The organism is Curtobacterium sp. 1310, assembly GCF_017834105.1.
Taxonomy (GTDB): Bacteria; Actinomycetota; Actinomycetes; order Actinomycetales; family Microbacteriaceae; genus Curtobacterium.
This window is the reverse complement of record NZ_JAFICY010000001.1, coordinates 640,963-654,933: the sequence shown is the minus strand read 5'-3', so window position 1 is coordinate 654,933 and position 13,971 is coordinate 640,963. Positions and strand designations below refer to the sequence as shown.

17 protein-coding genes and 1 tRNA gene are annotated in these 13,971 nt (G+C 69.7%); 5 read left to right on the top strand and 13 right to left on the bottom strand.

Annotated elements, in window-relative coordinates:
• Positions 1-546 precede the first annotated feature (546 nt).
• Positions 547-834: a phospholipase A2 gene (locus JOD95_RS17045; RefSeq protein WP_209682943.1), complete on the bottom strand. Its 288-nt coding sequence runs from the start codon at positions 832-834 to the stop codon at positions 547-549.
• 34 nt (positions 835-868) lie between these two features.
• Positions 869-2,752 (bottom strand): hypothetical protein, encoded by a 1,884-nt coding sequence (locus JOD95_RS03025; RefSeq protein ID WP_209682941.1) that lies wholly within the window; start codon positions 2,750-2,752, stop codon positions 869-871.
• Positions 2,753-3,387: 635 nt separating this feature from the next.
• On the opposite strand from JOD95_RS03025, the gene JOD95_RS03020 reads away from it, so the two are divergent.
• Both JOD95_RS03020 and JOD95_RS03015 read left to right on the top strand, forming a co-directional pair.
• The gene (locus JOD95_RS03020; protein ID WP_209682938.1) at positions 3,388-4,098 is read left to right on the top strand and encodes a hypothetical protein; all 711 of its coding nucleotides are present in this window, start codon (positions 3,388-3,390) and stop codon (positions 4,096-4,098) included.
• A gap of 344 nt (positions 4,099-4,442) precedes the next feature.
• Positions 4,443-4,529, top strand: a tRNA-Val gene (locus tag JOD95_RS03015).
• A 9-nt stretch (positions 4,530-4,538) separates the two neighbouring features.
• Here the strand turns inward: JOD95_RS03015 and JOD95_RS03010 are convergent.
• The 5 genes from JOD95_RS03010 to JOD95_RS02990 form a co-directional block, all read right to left on the bottom strand.
• Positions 4,539-5,507 carry an AraC family transcriptional regulator gene (locus JOD95_RS03010; RefSeq protein WP_066653953.1) on the bottom strand — a complete coding sequence of 323 codons (969 nt, stop codon included), beginning with the start codon at positions 5,505-5,507 and terminating at the stop codon, positions 4,539-4,541.
• A gap of 46 nt (positions 5,508-5,553) precedes the next feature.
• Entirely contained in the window at positions 5,554-6,159 is a 606-nt protein-coding gene (locus JOD95_RS03005; RefSeq protein ID WP_209682935.1) for an HD domain-containing protein, read from the bottom strand.
• 266 nt (positions 6,160-6,425) lie between these two features.
• The gene (locus JOD95_RS03000; protein WP_209682932.1) at positions 6,426-6,836 is read right to left on the bottom strand and encodes a hypothetical protein; all 411 of its coding nucleotides are present in this window, start codon (positions 6,834-6,836) and stop codon (positions 6,426-6,428) included.
• A 70-nt stretch (positions 6,837-6,906) separates the two neighbouring features.
• Positions 6,907-7,485: an Asp23/Gls24 family envelope stress response protein gene (locus JOD95_RS02995; protein ID WP_209682929.1), complete on the bottom strand. Its 579-nt coding sequence runs from the start codon at positions 7,483-7,485 to the stop codon at positions 6,907-6,909.
• Positions 7,482-8,039 (bottom strand): RNA polymerase sigma factor, encoded by a 558-nt coding sequence (locus tag JOD95_RS02990; RefSeq protein WP_066653961.1) that lies wholly within the window; start codon positions 8,037-8,039, stop codon positions 7,482-7,484. The genes JOD95_RS02995 and JOD95_RS02990 overlap by 4 nt, the downstream gene beginning before the upstream one ends.
• Before the next feature lie 141 nt (positions 8,040-8,180).
• Between JOD95_RS02990 and JOD95_RS02985 the strand changes: the two genes are divergently transcribed.
• Positions 8,181-8,474 (top strand): hypothetical protein, encoded by a 294-nt coding sequence (locus tag JOD95_RS02985; RefSeq protein ID WP_209682927.1) that lies wholly within the window; start codon positions 8,181-8,183, stop codon positions 8,472-8,474.
• Positions 8,475-8,493: 19 nt separating this feature from the next.
• On the opposite strand, the gene JOD95_RS02980 is transcribed toward JOD95_RS02985, so the two are convergent.
• The 5 genes from JOD95_RS02980 to JOD95_RS02960 all read right to left on the bottom strand — a co-directional run bounded on the left by JOD95_RS02980 (position 8,494) and on the right by JOD95_RS02960 (position 12,272).
• Positions 8,494-8,649, bottom strand: a complete 156-nt coding sequence (locus tag JOD95_RS02980; protein WP_158407747.1) for a hypothetical protein — start codon at positions 8,647-8,649, stop codon at positions 8,494-8,496.
• 191 nt (positions 8,650-8,840) lie between these two features.
• The gene (locus JOD95_RS02975; RefSeq protein WP_209682925.1) at positions 8,841-9,758 is read right to left on the bottom strand and encodes an isoprenylcysteine carboxylmethyltransferase family protein; all 918 of its coding nucleotides are present in this window, start codon (positions 9,756-9,758) and stop codon (positions 8,841-8,843) included.
• A 138-nt stretch (positions 9,759-9,896) separates the two neighbouring features.
• Positions 9,897-10,037, bottom strand: a complete 141-nt coding sequence (locus JOD95_RS02970; protein WP_158407748.1) for a hypothetical protein — start codon at positions 10,035-10,037, stop codon at positions 9,897-9,899.
• A 106-nt stretch (positions 10,038-10,143) separates the two neighbouring features.
• Positions 10,144-11,052 carry an SDR family oxidoreductase gene (locus JOD95_RS02965; protein ID WP_066653970.1) on the bottom strand — a complete coding sequence of 303 codons (909 nt, stop codon included), beginning with the start codon at positions 11,050-11,052 and terminating at the stop codon, positions 10,144-10,146.
• Complete coding sequence (locus JOD95_RS02960) at positions 11,049-12,272, bottom strand: zinc-dependent alcohol dehydrogenase (protein ID WP_209682923.1); 1,224 nt, start codon at positions 12,270-12,272, stop codon at positions 11,049-11,051. The genes JOD95_RS02965 and JOD95_RS02960 overlap by 4 nt, the downstream gene beginning before the upstream one ends.
• A gap of 150 nt (positions 12,273-12,422) precedes the next feature.
• On the opposite strand from JOD95_RS02960, the gene JOD95_RS02955 reads away from it, so the two are divergent.
• Together JOD95_RS02955 and JOD95_RS02950 are read left to right on the top strand one after the other, a co-directional pair.
• A complete protein-coding gene (locus JOD95_RS02955; RefSeq protein ID WP_066653974.1) occupies positions 12,423-12,764 on the top strand; it encodes a DUF3140 domain-containing protein in 342 nt (113 codons plus the stop codon).
• 46 nt (positions 12,765-12,810) lie between these two features.
• Positions 12,811-13,020: a hypothetical protein gene (locus tag JOD95_RS02950; RefSeq protein WP_126892263.1), complete on the top strand. Its 210-nt coding sequence runs from the start codon at positions 12,811-12,813 to the stop codon at positions 13,018-13,020.
• 55 nt (positions 13,021-13,075) lie between these two features.
• On the opposite strand, the gene JOD95_RS02945 is transcribed toward JOD95_RS02950, so the two are convergent.
• Positions 13,076-13,954 (bottom strand): family 16 glycosylhydrolase, encoded by an 879-nt coding sequence (locus tag JOD95_RS02945; RefSeq protein WP_209682920.1) that lies wholly within the window; start codon positions 13,952-13,954, stop codon positions 13,076-13,078.
• Positions 13,955-13,971: the final 17 nt, after the last annotated feature.

Here is a 13,971-nt window from a genome sequence, read left to right as displayed (position 1 = left end):
GTAGCATTGGCCCGGCGCGACAGTCGCCCCGATGACGCTTTTTACACATAGGAGCTATTGCTCCCCTTGCCCTAGTAGCATGACTCACCATCATTGCGAATAAGGCTATAGCATATTTTGGACCGTCCACGACGGCGGCGAGACGAAGCATGCGGCTTCAAAACGAGGGCGGGCATCGAAGAAGAGCCTCTAGGTCCACCGAACACCCCTCAATGCAAGCACCCTCAGCCCAGTGGCTGAGGGTGCTTGTGTTGAGGGGACTTACGAAAAGATCGGGCATGCTCGAGGATCTACGCGTACCTGTCGTTAGTCCCCGTCCGGATCGGCGCCTACGACCTCACCTACGACGTGCAGTAACAGCAGCGGCAACTCCAAAACCGAGGCCGGCTAGACCGACCAGCATTCCTCCGTTGTAAATCAATCCTGCAGCGAAGTTGACGCCCCCACCGGGAGGACTCAGTATGGTCCATACAGAGCCGATTGCAGTTGCAACGAAACCGACCGCAAGAAGAACGATTGCAGCAACGACTACCCCTGGCATTCTCATCAGTTATTACGTCCGTTTCCCTTATAGAAGGCCCAGCCAGCGCCACGAACAGCGGTGTAGTAGCCGCCAGCGACACCAGCACAAGAGTTTCGCGTAGCACCCTTGGGGTAAGCCTTGTTGCAAGCATACGTGAGGTTACCGAGGAACGCGACGTCGCAGGTCAGGCGGTCAATCTTTTTCTTATTGCCATAGCAGATGTCGTGGGCGTCGCAAGCGGGCCTGAACTTCGCCTTACCCCACGTGTCGGGCGAATAGCTACAACCGTTGGGTGCAGCGAAAGTGGTCATCTCCCCACGCGCGGTCGGCTCGGGGTCGGTGGCGTCAGGAACGTCCTCCCCCTCGTTCGCGACTCGGAACGACCAATCTACGGTCTGGATATCGCCTCGTTCGTTCCATGCGGTGGCAGCCCGAAACTTTCGCCTTCCATGAGTAGGAGTGCCCTCGGGGAAGGTCGTAAAGGCCGAGCGGGACGTTACCAGTAGTGGTCGCCTGCGTGACGCCGGTTGTCAGGTCGCGGAGCTCATAAGCGATCGCAGCATCGCCAGGTAGGAGCCCTGACTGGGGAAGCGGGTAGAGGGAAACCACTTCCGGGTTCACCACTGCCCCGTTCGCAAGACTTGGCTGTAATGCCTCGTTCTGCCACTGACCAACCCCAAATTCGTAGGCCACGGAGGGCGCCAACCCCGTGCTGCTGGACAGTTCTGCACGCAGCTTCACTAGCCCAGACAAGGGTGGAGTCGTGAAGGTGAACGAGGACGTCGTAGTGTCATTCAGTGAATGAGACTCGAGCGGAAGGTCGTTCAGGTACACGTCGACCGTTTGCCCAGCCTCGACTGCAGCAGGCGCGCTGACAGTGCAAGACGCCGCAATATCATCGCTTCCCGTGGTAGCGGTCCATGTTCCAGCCCCGAACGGAGCGGCGCAAGTCAGACGAGGGGCTTGAGGATTGCTGTACCAGCCCTGGACGTCGAAGACGTAGTCGGTCGGGTCAGCGACACTGTTGATTGCGACCTTGCCGTTCGCGCCGAGCGGTACCGTGATGGTGTTCGTGCGGATCGTAGTCTCGTCGAAATTGATCGACGTCGTGTTCGGGCGGGTTGTGCCGTCTGCCCACACCGTCGCATTGCCGGCACCAGCGGTCGACTTCAGCGAGGTGAGCGAGAGGACAACGGCCTTGATACCAGAGCCCATGACGGGGACACCTGCTTTGCCGGCGATCTGGATGGAACGGGTTTCGTTCTTTCCCATGACTGTGTTGCTGGTGGAGCGGGTGTCGTACGCACGGCCAGCACCGGGAGTGAAGACGGCGCCTCCCTTCCCAGCGGCGGTGAAGTAACCCTGGGTGTCGACGACGAGGTCGGTGGTGCTGTTGTTGTTGTAGATGGTGATCTTGCCGTCAGCGGAGAGCTTGACCTGCGCCTGCATCGAGGTCGGCACGTTGCCGGCGTAGTTGAAGGAGTTCGACGGACGGGTGTCGCCCGTGGCGTACGGGGTGAGGTACCCGACGGAGGCGGTGCGGTTGACGGCGATCATGTTGATGATCGCGCCGGAAGCACCCTTCGGGATTCCGCCGCGTCCGGAGACCTGCAGGTCGACACGCTCGCCGGCGCCGATGGTCTGCTGTGGGAAGCCGAGCCCGGAGCGGGTGTCAGCGATGCGCGAGCCGTTCAGCGGGACGAAGCCGCCGGCGGCAGTACCGTCGTCGCTGGCGGTGTAGTAGCCCTGCACGTCGAGGATGAGCCGGATGCTGGTCTCGGCCTGCACCTGAATCGTGCCGTCGGGATTCACCGCGAGGACAGCGGAGAACGAGGTGTTCTGCTCGCTCTCACCACCGTAGATACCCATGAGCGTCGTCTTCGCGGCTGCGTTCGGGCGCCCGTAGAGGATGCCCTGATGCGAGATGCTCGCCGCGGTCGCAACGACGGATACAGCTCCAACGGAACCGTCGTCCGGGACGCCGTTCTTGCCGGTCACCTGGACGGTGCGCCAGCCCTTGGCAGGCATCGGGGTGTCGAAGCCGCCGATGTTTCTCCCCGTGTCGAGGAAGCGTCCGGTTGCCGGGACGAATACGCCGCCGGTTCCGGTGTCGTTGAGGGCTTGCGCTGGCGTTGCGACCAGCAGCGAGCCAAGGATTGCGAGCGCGCTCAGGGTTGCGGCAGCGATGCTGCGCTTCCTCTGGCGCGGCCTGTGCAGCAGCGTGCGCACGAGACCCCCTAGGTCAACTGACAGCACGGGTTGCCGTCAGTTCGCGAAGGCTAGAAGAAGTCTGAATACCGGCACAGGTCCCCCGAAGAGGGGCTCGCCAGAAAATCCCGGTTCAGAGGTGGTAGTTCCGGAATTGGCTGAGCGTGCTCTCAGCCGATGTCAACCTGCGAGCTGATGATCCCAGCCAGTCGGCTAGCGCCAAAAGGCTAGCGCCGAACAGCTGTCCAGTTGGAGCTCTGGGCTGATCGAACGCAAGAGAGGGTGGGCATTCTCACGCAAGTCAGCGTGAACAGCCACATCGCCGCGACGCGCCTGGGGGCCGCAGGGTCCGTTTTGGGTCCTAAAACGATGCGCAGGAAGGGCACATCAAGGGCGTAGCGACGCGCACGCTACGATGCTCCACACCAGCCAGAACCGCGGAACGACGCGGATCAAGGGCACAAGGACGCGCACCATCGCAAGGCCTGACCCGGTACCAGTGGGTTCCAAATTCAAGACCCACGAGCCGGCAAGGAGTGACGACCCATCGTGTCCGGGTCACAGCCGGCGGGTTCGACAACATTGATGTTGAAGTAAGCGCCGAAGCCGATGCCGGCGATCGAGCCTCTCTTCCACGCGAGACCCAGGCTCTTCTCATGATCAACGCCGCATACGCGCTGTACGACATCTTCCTTGAGTGGCGCGAGGCGGCCGCATCCGGCGTGGTCGCAAATGACGCCCGAGGCTGGAACGCTGACCCGATGGTTGCGACTACAAAGATGCTCGAGACCAGCGCTCTGCTCACGGCTATCGATCGTGCGCTCAGCGAGATGGAGGCGGACGGTCTCAACGTGTACGTCTCGAGGGAGTCGTTCCCGCAATGGGGCCGCATGGCGGCCAATGCGGGGACCACTTGGGGTCAGCAGTCCGACCCTGGCGCGGCATTCCCTTCAGCAGCGATGGGGCAGCTGCAGATGCTGGGCACCCTCATTGAAGCGACCAAGGGGAGGATCGCGCCGGGCGGACTCGATCGGCTAAGTGCCGTCGTCGACGAAGCGATTGGCCTTCTTGAGGAAGACCAGACCATCAGCGCGGAGCTTCGCTACTACTTGGTGAAGCTGGTGCGCGAGATTCGCGATGCGACGGAGGATGAGACGCTCGCTGGGGGCTTCGACTATGCGAGCGCTGCTGAGCGGCTCTGGGTTGCCATGCAGGCTGCAGCCGGACAGGCGGACGAGGAGCGTAGTCCCCGATGGCGGGACGCCGCGGCCAAGCTGATTGTTCCTGCGGTCACGGGTGTCATCACACACGCGGCCACTCTCGGCTATGACGGTGTCGCAGCGGCGCTCGGACAGCTCGGCCAGTAGTTCCGAGGTGGGCGCCTGTCGTCTCGGCCGGAAGCATCAGCAGCTGCTCGGCGGCGGACCTTTGCGTGCACGGCGCGACACACGTTAGCGGTTTGCCCCGGGGGGGGGGGGAGTACCCCGTGCTCGCGCCGCCTGCCGAGCGTCGCCAGGCAGCCGCCGTTTCATCGGGCGGCGATGTCGGCGGCCGAGGCGGTAGCGGTGCGTGTCGTCGGCGTAGGGGAGGCCGGCGCCACGGCGGGGAACTCGAGGACGACCGGCACAAGCTGCCGGTGTGCTGCCGGTGACCACGCGCAGCCGGGTGCTTTTGTTCGCAGTTGTCCGCAAGCTACTTCCGCGCCATCACTGGGAAGCGCTGCGTATCGCTGCGGACGTTTGCGCGGTCCGCCACGTTCACACCGTGGATGTCGTCGGTTCGATCCCGGTAGGGCCCACGCAGTCGCTCAGCGACGCGCGCGCAGGGTCTCGCTCGGCAGCTCCCCGAACCGCTTCGCGTAGGCGGAGGAGAACCGCCCGGCGTGTGCGAACCCCCACCGTCGTGCGGTGTCCGCCACGGTCGTCTCGCCCACCGAGTGGTACCGGAGCTCCGTCCGGATCCGGTCGAAGCGGATCCCGCGGAGCATCGAGTTCGGTGACATCCCGACCTGCCGCTGGAAGCCCTGCTGGAGCCCGCGGACACTGAGCCCGACGTGTTCGGCGACGTCGGTCGTGGTGATCGGGACGTCGGCGTTGGCGTGCATGTACTCGATCGCCTGCTGCACCCGGCCCCGTGCGCCGACGGGCACCGGCGCGGCCGGCGCGAGGGTCGTGTGCGGGAAGGTCCGGAGCATCGCCAGCGCGGTGCGCCGGGTGGCCTCGGCCATCGCGAGCGGGGACAGCGGCGTGGCACCGAGGACGACCTGCGCGGAGGCCCGCAGCTCGGCGTTCCACGTCCGGACGTCCTCCCGTCGGGGCAGCGCGGCGTGGTCGAACACGAGCGGCGCCGGCTCCGTGCCGTGCAGCTCGGCGGCGGTGCGCTCGAGCGTGCGGCGGTCGAACTGCACCACGTTCTGCCGGACGTCGGCGAGGTCGAAGCGGTACGGGCGCTCGCTCGGGAACACGATCGGGCGTCCGGGCGCGAGCGCCACCTCGTCGCGGTCGATGTCCAGCAGTCCGCCGCCGTCGCTGACCCACGTCACGAAGTAGTGGCTCGTCGCGTCGACCTCGCCGGCCATCCGACCGTCGAAGCGCTTCGAGTCCAGCGACATCCCCTCGCCACCGACCGACCGGAACCGGTAGCCGAAGTCCCGCTCGGTCCGCTCGGGCAGGAACCCGGCGGCACCGTACGCCGACTCGAACACCGCTCGGGCCGCGTCGAGGTCGTCGCCGGACGCCTCGACGACGTGACGGACGTCGGGTTCGGCGGTGGTCATGATCCGATGCTGACACGTCCGGCTGGGCCTCGCGCGCGCGTCGTGGTCAGGACAGTGCCTCGAGCGGGTTCTGCGCGAGCTTCCGGACGACACCGCCGTCGACCAGGCGCCGCGCTGCGGTGTCGGGCTTCCGTGCGGCCTGGTCGACGACGCACGCGCCGAACTCAGCAGCCAGCGCGCCGCGGGGGTGCCGTGCGAGCACCTCGCGCAGGTACGACTCCGGCAGCAGCTCGACCCCCGCGCCGGAGACGTCGAGCCCGGTCGCGCGTTCGAGCAGGTGCCCCTCGAGGTCGAGGTGGACGTCGACGGCCGGCCAGTTGTGCCGCACGATCACGTCGAGCACGCGCTGCTGCCGCTCGACCGCCCAACCCGCCCCGGTCGTCAGGGCGACGGCGACGTGCCCACCGGCGTGCTCGTAGGACACCGTGTGGTTGTCGAACTCGGTCACGGTGCCGATGTCGTGCAGGACGGCCGCGACCCACAGCAGTTCGTGGTCGACGCCGTCGAGCCCGTCGAGCGCCGCGAAGCCCGCTGCCCAGTACCAGGACCGGACGGCGTGCGCCGTGATCGCCGTCGACTGGTAGCGCGTGGCGAGCGACGCAGCCGCTCGGGCGGCCGGGGTCTCCGGGGCGGGGAAGTCGTCGATGCGCACCCGGGATCATGGCATGCTCACCGCTCGGACCGGTGACGCGGCGGACGGGAGGCACGGTGCCGGCCGGCCACGTGCCTCCGGACCGGCGCGGCGTCGGACGCGCGACGTGGCGCTGATCCGCCACGCGCCTCCCGTCCGGTGCGCTGCCGGCCCTGCCGGTGGGGCCGAGGTCCCAGGACGACAGCTGGTGCTCGCCGACCACGAGCGTGTACGGTCCCGGCGCGTCGGTACGACCGTACGGGTGGGGGAGTTCCGAGCGGAAGCGCTCACACATTGCTCGTCGGCAGCCCGATCGGGTCCGCGGGTCCGCCCTCGGGACGGGCCACGCCCGCGTCGACAGGGTCTTCGACCAGCCGGACGGTCACGCTGATGAGGTCCGCCGTCGCGGCCGTGTCGGCGTCGAGCAGGTCGCGGACCCGTTCACCCACCGCGCGGAGGGTGTCCGCGGCGGGACGGCCGCCGTCGACGCTGATGCCGGTGACGACGTGCACGCGACCGCCGCGTCGGTCCACGTCGACCAGGACGTCGGGGTCGTGCAGACGGAGCGGTACGGGCACCACCGCATCGACCACGGTCTCAGCCGCGGCGGCGACGGGTCGGGGCGGGTAGACCCCGGTGACACCGGGGACGTGTCGGATGCCGGCCGTCACCGTGCGTGAGATCGCTTCGTCGTCCATGGTCGCGCTCCTCGCTGCTGGTGGGTCGTCTCGCCGCCGGTCGGGCAGGTTGTGGTCAGGCAGGTGGTCGTCAGGGCAGGTAGACGTCGTCGAAGTGGACGTCGACGGCCTCGACGCGCAGCTCGGTGTGCCGTTCGACGGCCTCGGCGACGGTGACCCGCAGGCGCTCGGCGGTCTCCAGGGCCGACCCGCCGTACACGAGCCCGGCAGTCACGTCGATGCTGACCGCGGCTCCGGGCTCCTCCACGTCGCCCCGCAGCACGCAGCGGCCCATCACGACGCCGCCCATCGTGTCGCCGGCACGGCGCACGAGTCCGCGCACGGCCGCCTCGGTGACCGCCAGGCGCAGGCGCGGATCGGGGTGGGCGACCGGGACGTCGCGACCGGGCCGCACCTCGGCGCGGATCGCTCCCAGCAAGCGGTCGACCCAGGCGGTCTCCCGGTCGGGCTCGGCACCGGCGCGCTGCTCGAGCGCGCCGAGCGAGAGCTCGCGCAGGCGCTGCATGTTCGTCATCGCGAGTCGGCAGACCGCCGAGCCCTCGATGGACGGGTCGATCGGGTCCCGACCGCGGTCGAGGTAGTCCGCGATCTCCTCGATCGTGTGGCCGTCGAGGTCGTCGTCGGGCAGGGGGAGGTCGTCGGTCGTCATCGCCATCCCTCCATCTCCGCGGCGAGGAACCGTCGCGCCCGTGCGAGCAGGCCCCGCACGGTCGACGTCGGGAGCTCGAGTTCCTCGGCGATCTGCTGGTAGCTGTACCCGGCGGTCTCCCGGAGCAGCCAGCACCGACGCTGGTCGATCGGCATCCGGTCCAGTGCAGCCCACATCGCGTCGAGCTGCATGCGCGTCTCGACGGTACGCTCCGGGGCCTGCGACGGGTCGGCCGCCTCGTCGTGGTCGTCCAGGTCGTCGTGGTGACGTCGACGCCGGAGACGGTCGAGGGCCCGGCGGGTGACGATCTGCATGATCCAGGGGCGGAACCGCTCGGCGTCCTCGAGGTCCGCGAGCTTCCGCCACCCCGTCAGGAAGGCCTCCTGCACGACGTCGTCGGACTCGACGTTGGAGCCGAGCACCTGCTCCGCGTAGACGCGCATCAGCGGTCCGTGCCGGCGGGCGAGCACCTCGAAGGCCAGCACGTCGCCGTCGGCCGCGCGGGCGACGAGCGTCGCGTCGGACGCGTGCTGCAGCGCGGTGCCGTCGCTCATCCCCGCCTTCCGTCCGACTCGGGCTGCCGGTCGGTGGACCGGTCTCCACCGAGCATGCACCGGCAGCGCGGAGAGTGCCCGCGTGGTGTCGGGTGCGTCAGTTCGTGACGGATCCGCTGCTCGTGACGTCCCACTGGTGAGATGCACGACGACACCACCACGACCCCCCTGCCCGCTGTCGAACCGGAGCCGACCGACGACGCGACCACGGACCCGCTCGGCGACAGGACGCCGCAGCGTCCGCTCCGCCACGCAGCGCCGCAGCGGCCCGTCGCCGGCGCGGTGCGCACGGCACGGACGCTCTGCATGAGCGTGTTCGACCGGTGGCGGTGCGGGCTGGAGGACGGGCACGGGGGACTGCACACCGCGACCGAGGTCGGGGCCACCACGTCCTGGAACGACGCCGTCGCCGGCCGCATGCTCCGGGAGCTCTGAGCGGAGGAACGCACGACGCTCACTCGGCGGAGAAGAAGTCGCGGTACGCGGGGTCGGCCGGGACGTTCTCCAGCAGCCGGGTGTGCACGAGGGACGCGATCTCGTCCGGGTGACGCAGCCCACGCCGGTGCCACTCGCCCGGTTCCTCGTGCAGGTCGGAGAGTCTCGATCGCACCCGTTGCACCTCCCGCGTCGTCCCGCCGGCCGTCCTCGCCGGCGGGTCTGCGCGAGCGGGGTGCCGCCCGGTCGGACGGCTCCGTCCACACTGCACGCGCTCCGGGGCACCCGGCGGGTCCGGTCGTGTTCCGGACGCGGACGGGCGGACCATCCGGTTCGCGCGCTCGTGCTGCGTCCCGTGGCGCGCGCTCAGCTCCGCGGTACCGGGCGCAACCGCGGCACCCAGCACCGGACGGCTGCGGCGTAGCGGCGGAAGTCGTCACCGAACCGCTGCTCCAGGTCGCGCTCCTCGAGCGGGCGCACGACGCAGTTCCACACGACGGAGCCCGCGACCGCGTAGACGAGCACCGTCCAGGACGCCGCGACGAGCCCCACCGCAGCGCCCTGGGTCAGCCCGGCGAGGGCCATCGGGTTCCGCACCACCCGGTAGGGGCCGGCGACCACGAGCCGGTTGGGCATCGCCGACGGCAACGGGGTTCCGCCGCCACGCGTCGACATCGACACCGCCGAGGCGAGGCCGAGCAGGCTCGCCAGCACGAAGACGACGAGACCGGTCCCGCTGACCACCTGCACGACGGCGTCGGGCAGCGGGGGACTGAGCCGCCACCGGGTCTCGGCGGCGGCGATCAGCAGCGGGAGGACGCCGAGGAAGAGCCCCCAGAACACGACGATCTGCACCGCGGTCCCGAGGAGGTGTCGGACGGGTCCCGCGTCCGGGTCGGCGGTCCGGAAGCGCAGCGGACCCGACGTGACGAGTTCGGTCGGCACCCGCCCGAGCAGCACGTGGCACAGCGCGAGGACGGAGCCGACGGTCGCTGCGGTCATCGCGACGACACCCCAGCCCGCCTCACGGGTGACCGTCGCCCAGGCGGCCGTCCCGAGCAGCACGAGCACCGTCCACCCCGTGGCGACGACGGCGGACCAGCGGAGGCCCGCGGCGGCCAGTGCCGAGGCGACGACGAACAGCGGGACGTCGAGCGCGGCGACCGGCACGGGGTCGAGCGAGCCGAGCGTCGCGGTCCGGACGATCGGCACGGTGGGGACCAGCAGCCACCAGACGGCGCCGCCCGACGCCTGCAGCGCGAACCACCACCGACCCCACGACACAGCTGCAACCTAGCAGCGCCGCGCCGACGTGACGGCGTCTCGCCGTGACCGGCGGCGTCCGGCGTGACCACGAACGGACGGGAGGCGCGGTGCCAGCCGGCACCGCGCCTCCCGTCCGTCAGCGCGCAGCGAACGCGCTCAGCGCTGTCCGTTGATCTGGCCGAGCCAGCGTCCGAACGTCTGCTCCTGCTGGTCGTCGTGCAGGGCGTGCAGGGTGCTGGTCGGCAGGCAGTGACGCTCGGTGTCGACGCTGTTCCCCTTGTGGAGGTCGAGGGTCATGGTGTGCTCCTTCGCGTGGTGTGTGGATGGTTCGACGTCGGCGGCTGCGCGGGCATTCCCGCTCGGGGAGCAGCGTGTCCGCTCCACGAGCCGAGGCGGTCCGGGGTCAGGGCGTGACCATGCCCCCGTTGACGTTGAGGGTCTCGCCGGCCACGAAGCTCGACTCCTGCGACGCGAGGAACACGTACGCCGGGGCGAGCTCGGCGGGCTGGGCGGCGCGGCCCATCGGCGACTCGCTGCTGCCGAACTCGGGCAGCGACTCCGGGTCGACGCCGCCGCTCGGCTGCAGGACGGTCCAGGTCGGACCCGGGGCGACGATGTTGACCCGGATGCCGCGCTCGACGAGCAGCTGCGACAACCCCTTGGAGAAGTTGTTGATCGCGCCCTTCGACGCCGCGTAGTCGAGGCGGTCCGGCGCGGGCTGGTAGGCCTCCATGGACGCGGTCGTCGTGACCGTCGACCCCGGCTGCAGATGCGGCAGGGCTGCCTTCACCAGGCGGAAGAGCCCGAACACGTTGACGTCGAACGTCGCCTCGAACTGGTCGTCGGTGATGTCGAGCAGGTCGGGCTGCCACCGCTGCTTGCCGGCGACGCTGACCAGCGCGTCGATGCCCCCGAGCTCGGCGACGGCGCGCTCGACGAGCTGCCCCGCGTAGGCCTTGTCGCGCAGGTCACCGGGGACCGCGACCGCCTTCCGCCCGGCCGCCTCGATCTGCTCGATCACGTGGTCGGCGTCGGACTGCTCCTCGGGCAGGTAGGCCAGGACGACGTCGGCCCCCTCGCGGGCGAAGGCGATCGCCACGGCGGCGCCGATGCCCGAGTCGGCTCCGGTGATGAGGGCCTTCCGGCCCTCGAGGCGCCCCGTGCCCCGGTAGCTGGACTCGCCGAGGTCGGGGACGGGGGTCATCTGCGACTGCAGGCCTGGCTCGTCCTGGGTCTGCGGCTCCGGAGAGACGTCGGGGTAGCGGCTGCGCGGGTCGCCGAAGGCGTACTGGTCGCTCGGTGCGGTGGTCATCGTGTCGCCTCCAGTTCGACCTTGACCCAGCCGGGCTCGCGGCGGTCGAAGGCCTCGTACGCGGCGATCGCGTCGCCGATGGGTTCGTGCTCGGTGATCAGCGCGGTCGGGTCGAACTGCCCCGATGCCACCAGGTCGATGAGCGGCGGGGTGACCGAGTGGTGGTCGCAGTTGCCCATCCGGATCGTCAGGTTCTTGTTCATCGCCTCGCCGATCGGGTACGACTGTGCGGTCGGACCGTAGACGCCGATGATGCCGATGCGGCCGTACTTCGCGACCGACGCGACCGCCCACTGTGCGACCTGCGACGGGCCGTCACCGGGCTTCCACTGCTGCTGCTCGCCGAAGCCGTCCGGCGAGGCGTCGGGCGCGACCTGCTGCACCTCGGCGTCGAACTGCTGGGCCTGTTCGTCGGACACCGCTGCGGGGCCCTGCTTCGGGCGCTCCGCGTCGACCCCGACGGCGTCGATCACGGCGTCCGCGCCGATGCCGTTCGTCAGGTCCATGATCGCCTGCACCGGGTCCTCGCGGTTGTAGTCGACGACCTCGCAGTGCTGCGCGAGCGCCGCGGCGAGCCGGGTCTCCTCGCCGTCGACGACGATCACGCGGGCTGCGCCGAGCTTGTAGGCGGAGGCGGCGGCGAACTGGCCGACGATGCCGGCGCCGAACACGACCACGACGTCGCCGCGGGTGACCCCGGCGAGCTCGGCGCCGAACCAGCCGGTCGGGAAGATGTCGGAGAGCAGGATCGCCTGCTCGTCACTCACGTTCTCGGGCAGCGGGTGCATCGTGTTGCGGGCGTACGGCACGCGCACGTACTCCGCCTGCAGACCGTTCACCGGCCCGGTCGACTGCGGGCCGCCGAAGAAGCTCGTGCCGGCCTGCGGGCCGTTCGGGTTCGCGACGTCGCACTGCGCGGTCTTGCCCATCCGGCAGTACCGGCACGCGCCGCACGAGATCGTCGAGTTGATGACGACGCGGTCCCCGGCGCTGAACCCGCGGACGGCGTCACCGACCTGGGTGACGACGCCGACGGCCTCGTGCCCGAGGATGGTGCCCTCCTCCATCGGTGCCATGGTGCCGCGGACGAAGTGCAGGTCCGTGCCGCAGATCGCACTGCGGGTGATCCGGACGATCGCATCCTCCGGGTGCTGGATGGTGGGCTCCGGGACCTCGTCGAGACGGATGTCCCCGATGCCGTGCCAGACCACTGCGCGCATGTTGCTCTCGCTTCCTGTCGTGGGGGTGTTCGGGGGACACACAACCCGACCAGTGCTGGACGGACGCGGAGCGGCGTCCGATCAGCGCACCGGAACGGGGGACACGCAGCGCTGCGTGGACACCCAGGCCCGGCGCGTTCGCTGGCCGCCATGAGCGACGACCAGCACGACGAGAAGCAGACGCGCGACGACTTCGCCGACGCGGTGAACATGACCGCGTCCGAACTGCGGAAGTGGCTCGACACGGACGAGTCGAAGGAGGTCGGACAGAAGTCCGACGGCGGCGGCGAGTCCACCGGACACGAGAGCGGGCGGCACATCGTCCGCATCCTCGAGAAGAAGCAGGGCGACTACACCGACGACGACTACGCCCACATGCGGAAGGTCGTCGGCTACGTGGCGCGGCACTCGAAGCAGGAACCGAAGGGCGACTCCCACGACTCGAAGTGGCGGTACTCGCTCATGAACTGGGGCCACGACCCGGAGAAGTAGGCCGCGGCGACCCGGGTCCGTCGCGCCGGTCGGGCAGAATGGGGCCGTGGACGACTCCGGCATGCCCCGCTTCCGCCGCATCTGGTCGACGATCCAGGTCGGCGTGCTCGCCGCGGCCGTGGTGTTCTGCGTCGTGATGCTCGTCATCGGCCAGGGCGAGCTCGACCGCGTCTACGCGGTCGCCGCGGTGTTCTTCGGCCTGGCGCTGGTCGGCCACGCGACGTACCTCTGGTTGCTGGCACGCGCGAGGCGCTGAGCACTGGACGGAGGGGAGGAGCGTGGCGGGCTCGCCCCGCGGGTCCCGTTCGCCGTCAGGACTGCTGCCAGACCCGCACCCAGTCGACGAGCATCTGCTGCGGGAACCGCGTGGTCGCATCCGGCGACCCGGGCCAGGTGCCGCCCACGGCGACGTTGAGCAGCACGAAGAACGGCTTGTCGAAGACCCACGGCGACGTCCCCACGTCGGCCCGGGTGACCGTGCGCTGCGCGACGCCGTCGACGAGCCACGTGACCGATCCCGGGCGCCAATCGACCCCGAAGACGTGGTGGGCGTCCGCCCAGGCCGCACCGTTCGGCAGGGTCGCAGCGGCCGACAGCCCCTGCGCTCCCGAGTAGCCGGGTCCGTGCACGGTGCCGTGCACGACACCGGGCTCGTACCCGACGTTCTCCATCACGTCGATCTCGCCGCAGGCCGGCCATCCGACCTGCCCGATGTCCGCGCCGAGCATCCAGAACGCGGGCCAGATCCCCTGCCCGCGCGGGATCCGGATGCGTGCCTCGATCCGGCCGTACTGCGCGGTGAAGGTGCCCTCGGTCTTCAGCCGCGCGGAGGTGTACGTGCCGTCGGCCTCGCGTCGCGCGGTGATGACGAGGTTGCCCGCGCCGTCCAGCGCGCTGTTCCGTCGCGAGTCGGTGTAGGTCTGCAGCTCGGCGTTCCCCCACCCGCCGGTGCCCGTGTCGAACCGCCAGATCCCCGGGTTCGGGGCGCTGCCGGCGGCGCCGTCGAACTCGTCAGCGGCGAGGAGCACCCCTCCGGACGACGTCGTGGTGGCCGCCGCGGCGTGGTCGTCCGGCGTCAGTGCCGCTCCGACGGCGGCCGTCGTGGCTGCGGCGCTGCCCAGCCCGAGCGCCAGGAAGCGGCGTCGGTCGACGGTGTGGGCGGCGTCGGTCGGCGTGTGGTCGTGCAGCATCCGGGGGATCCCTGTCC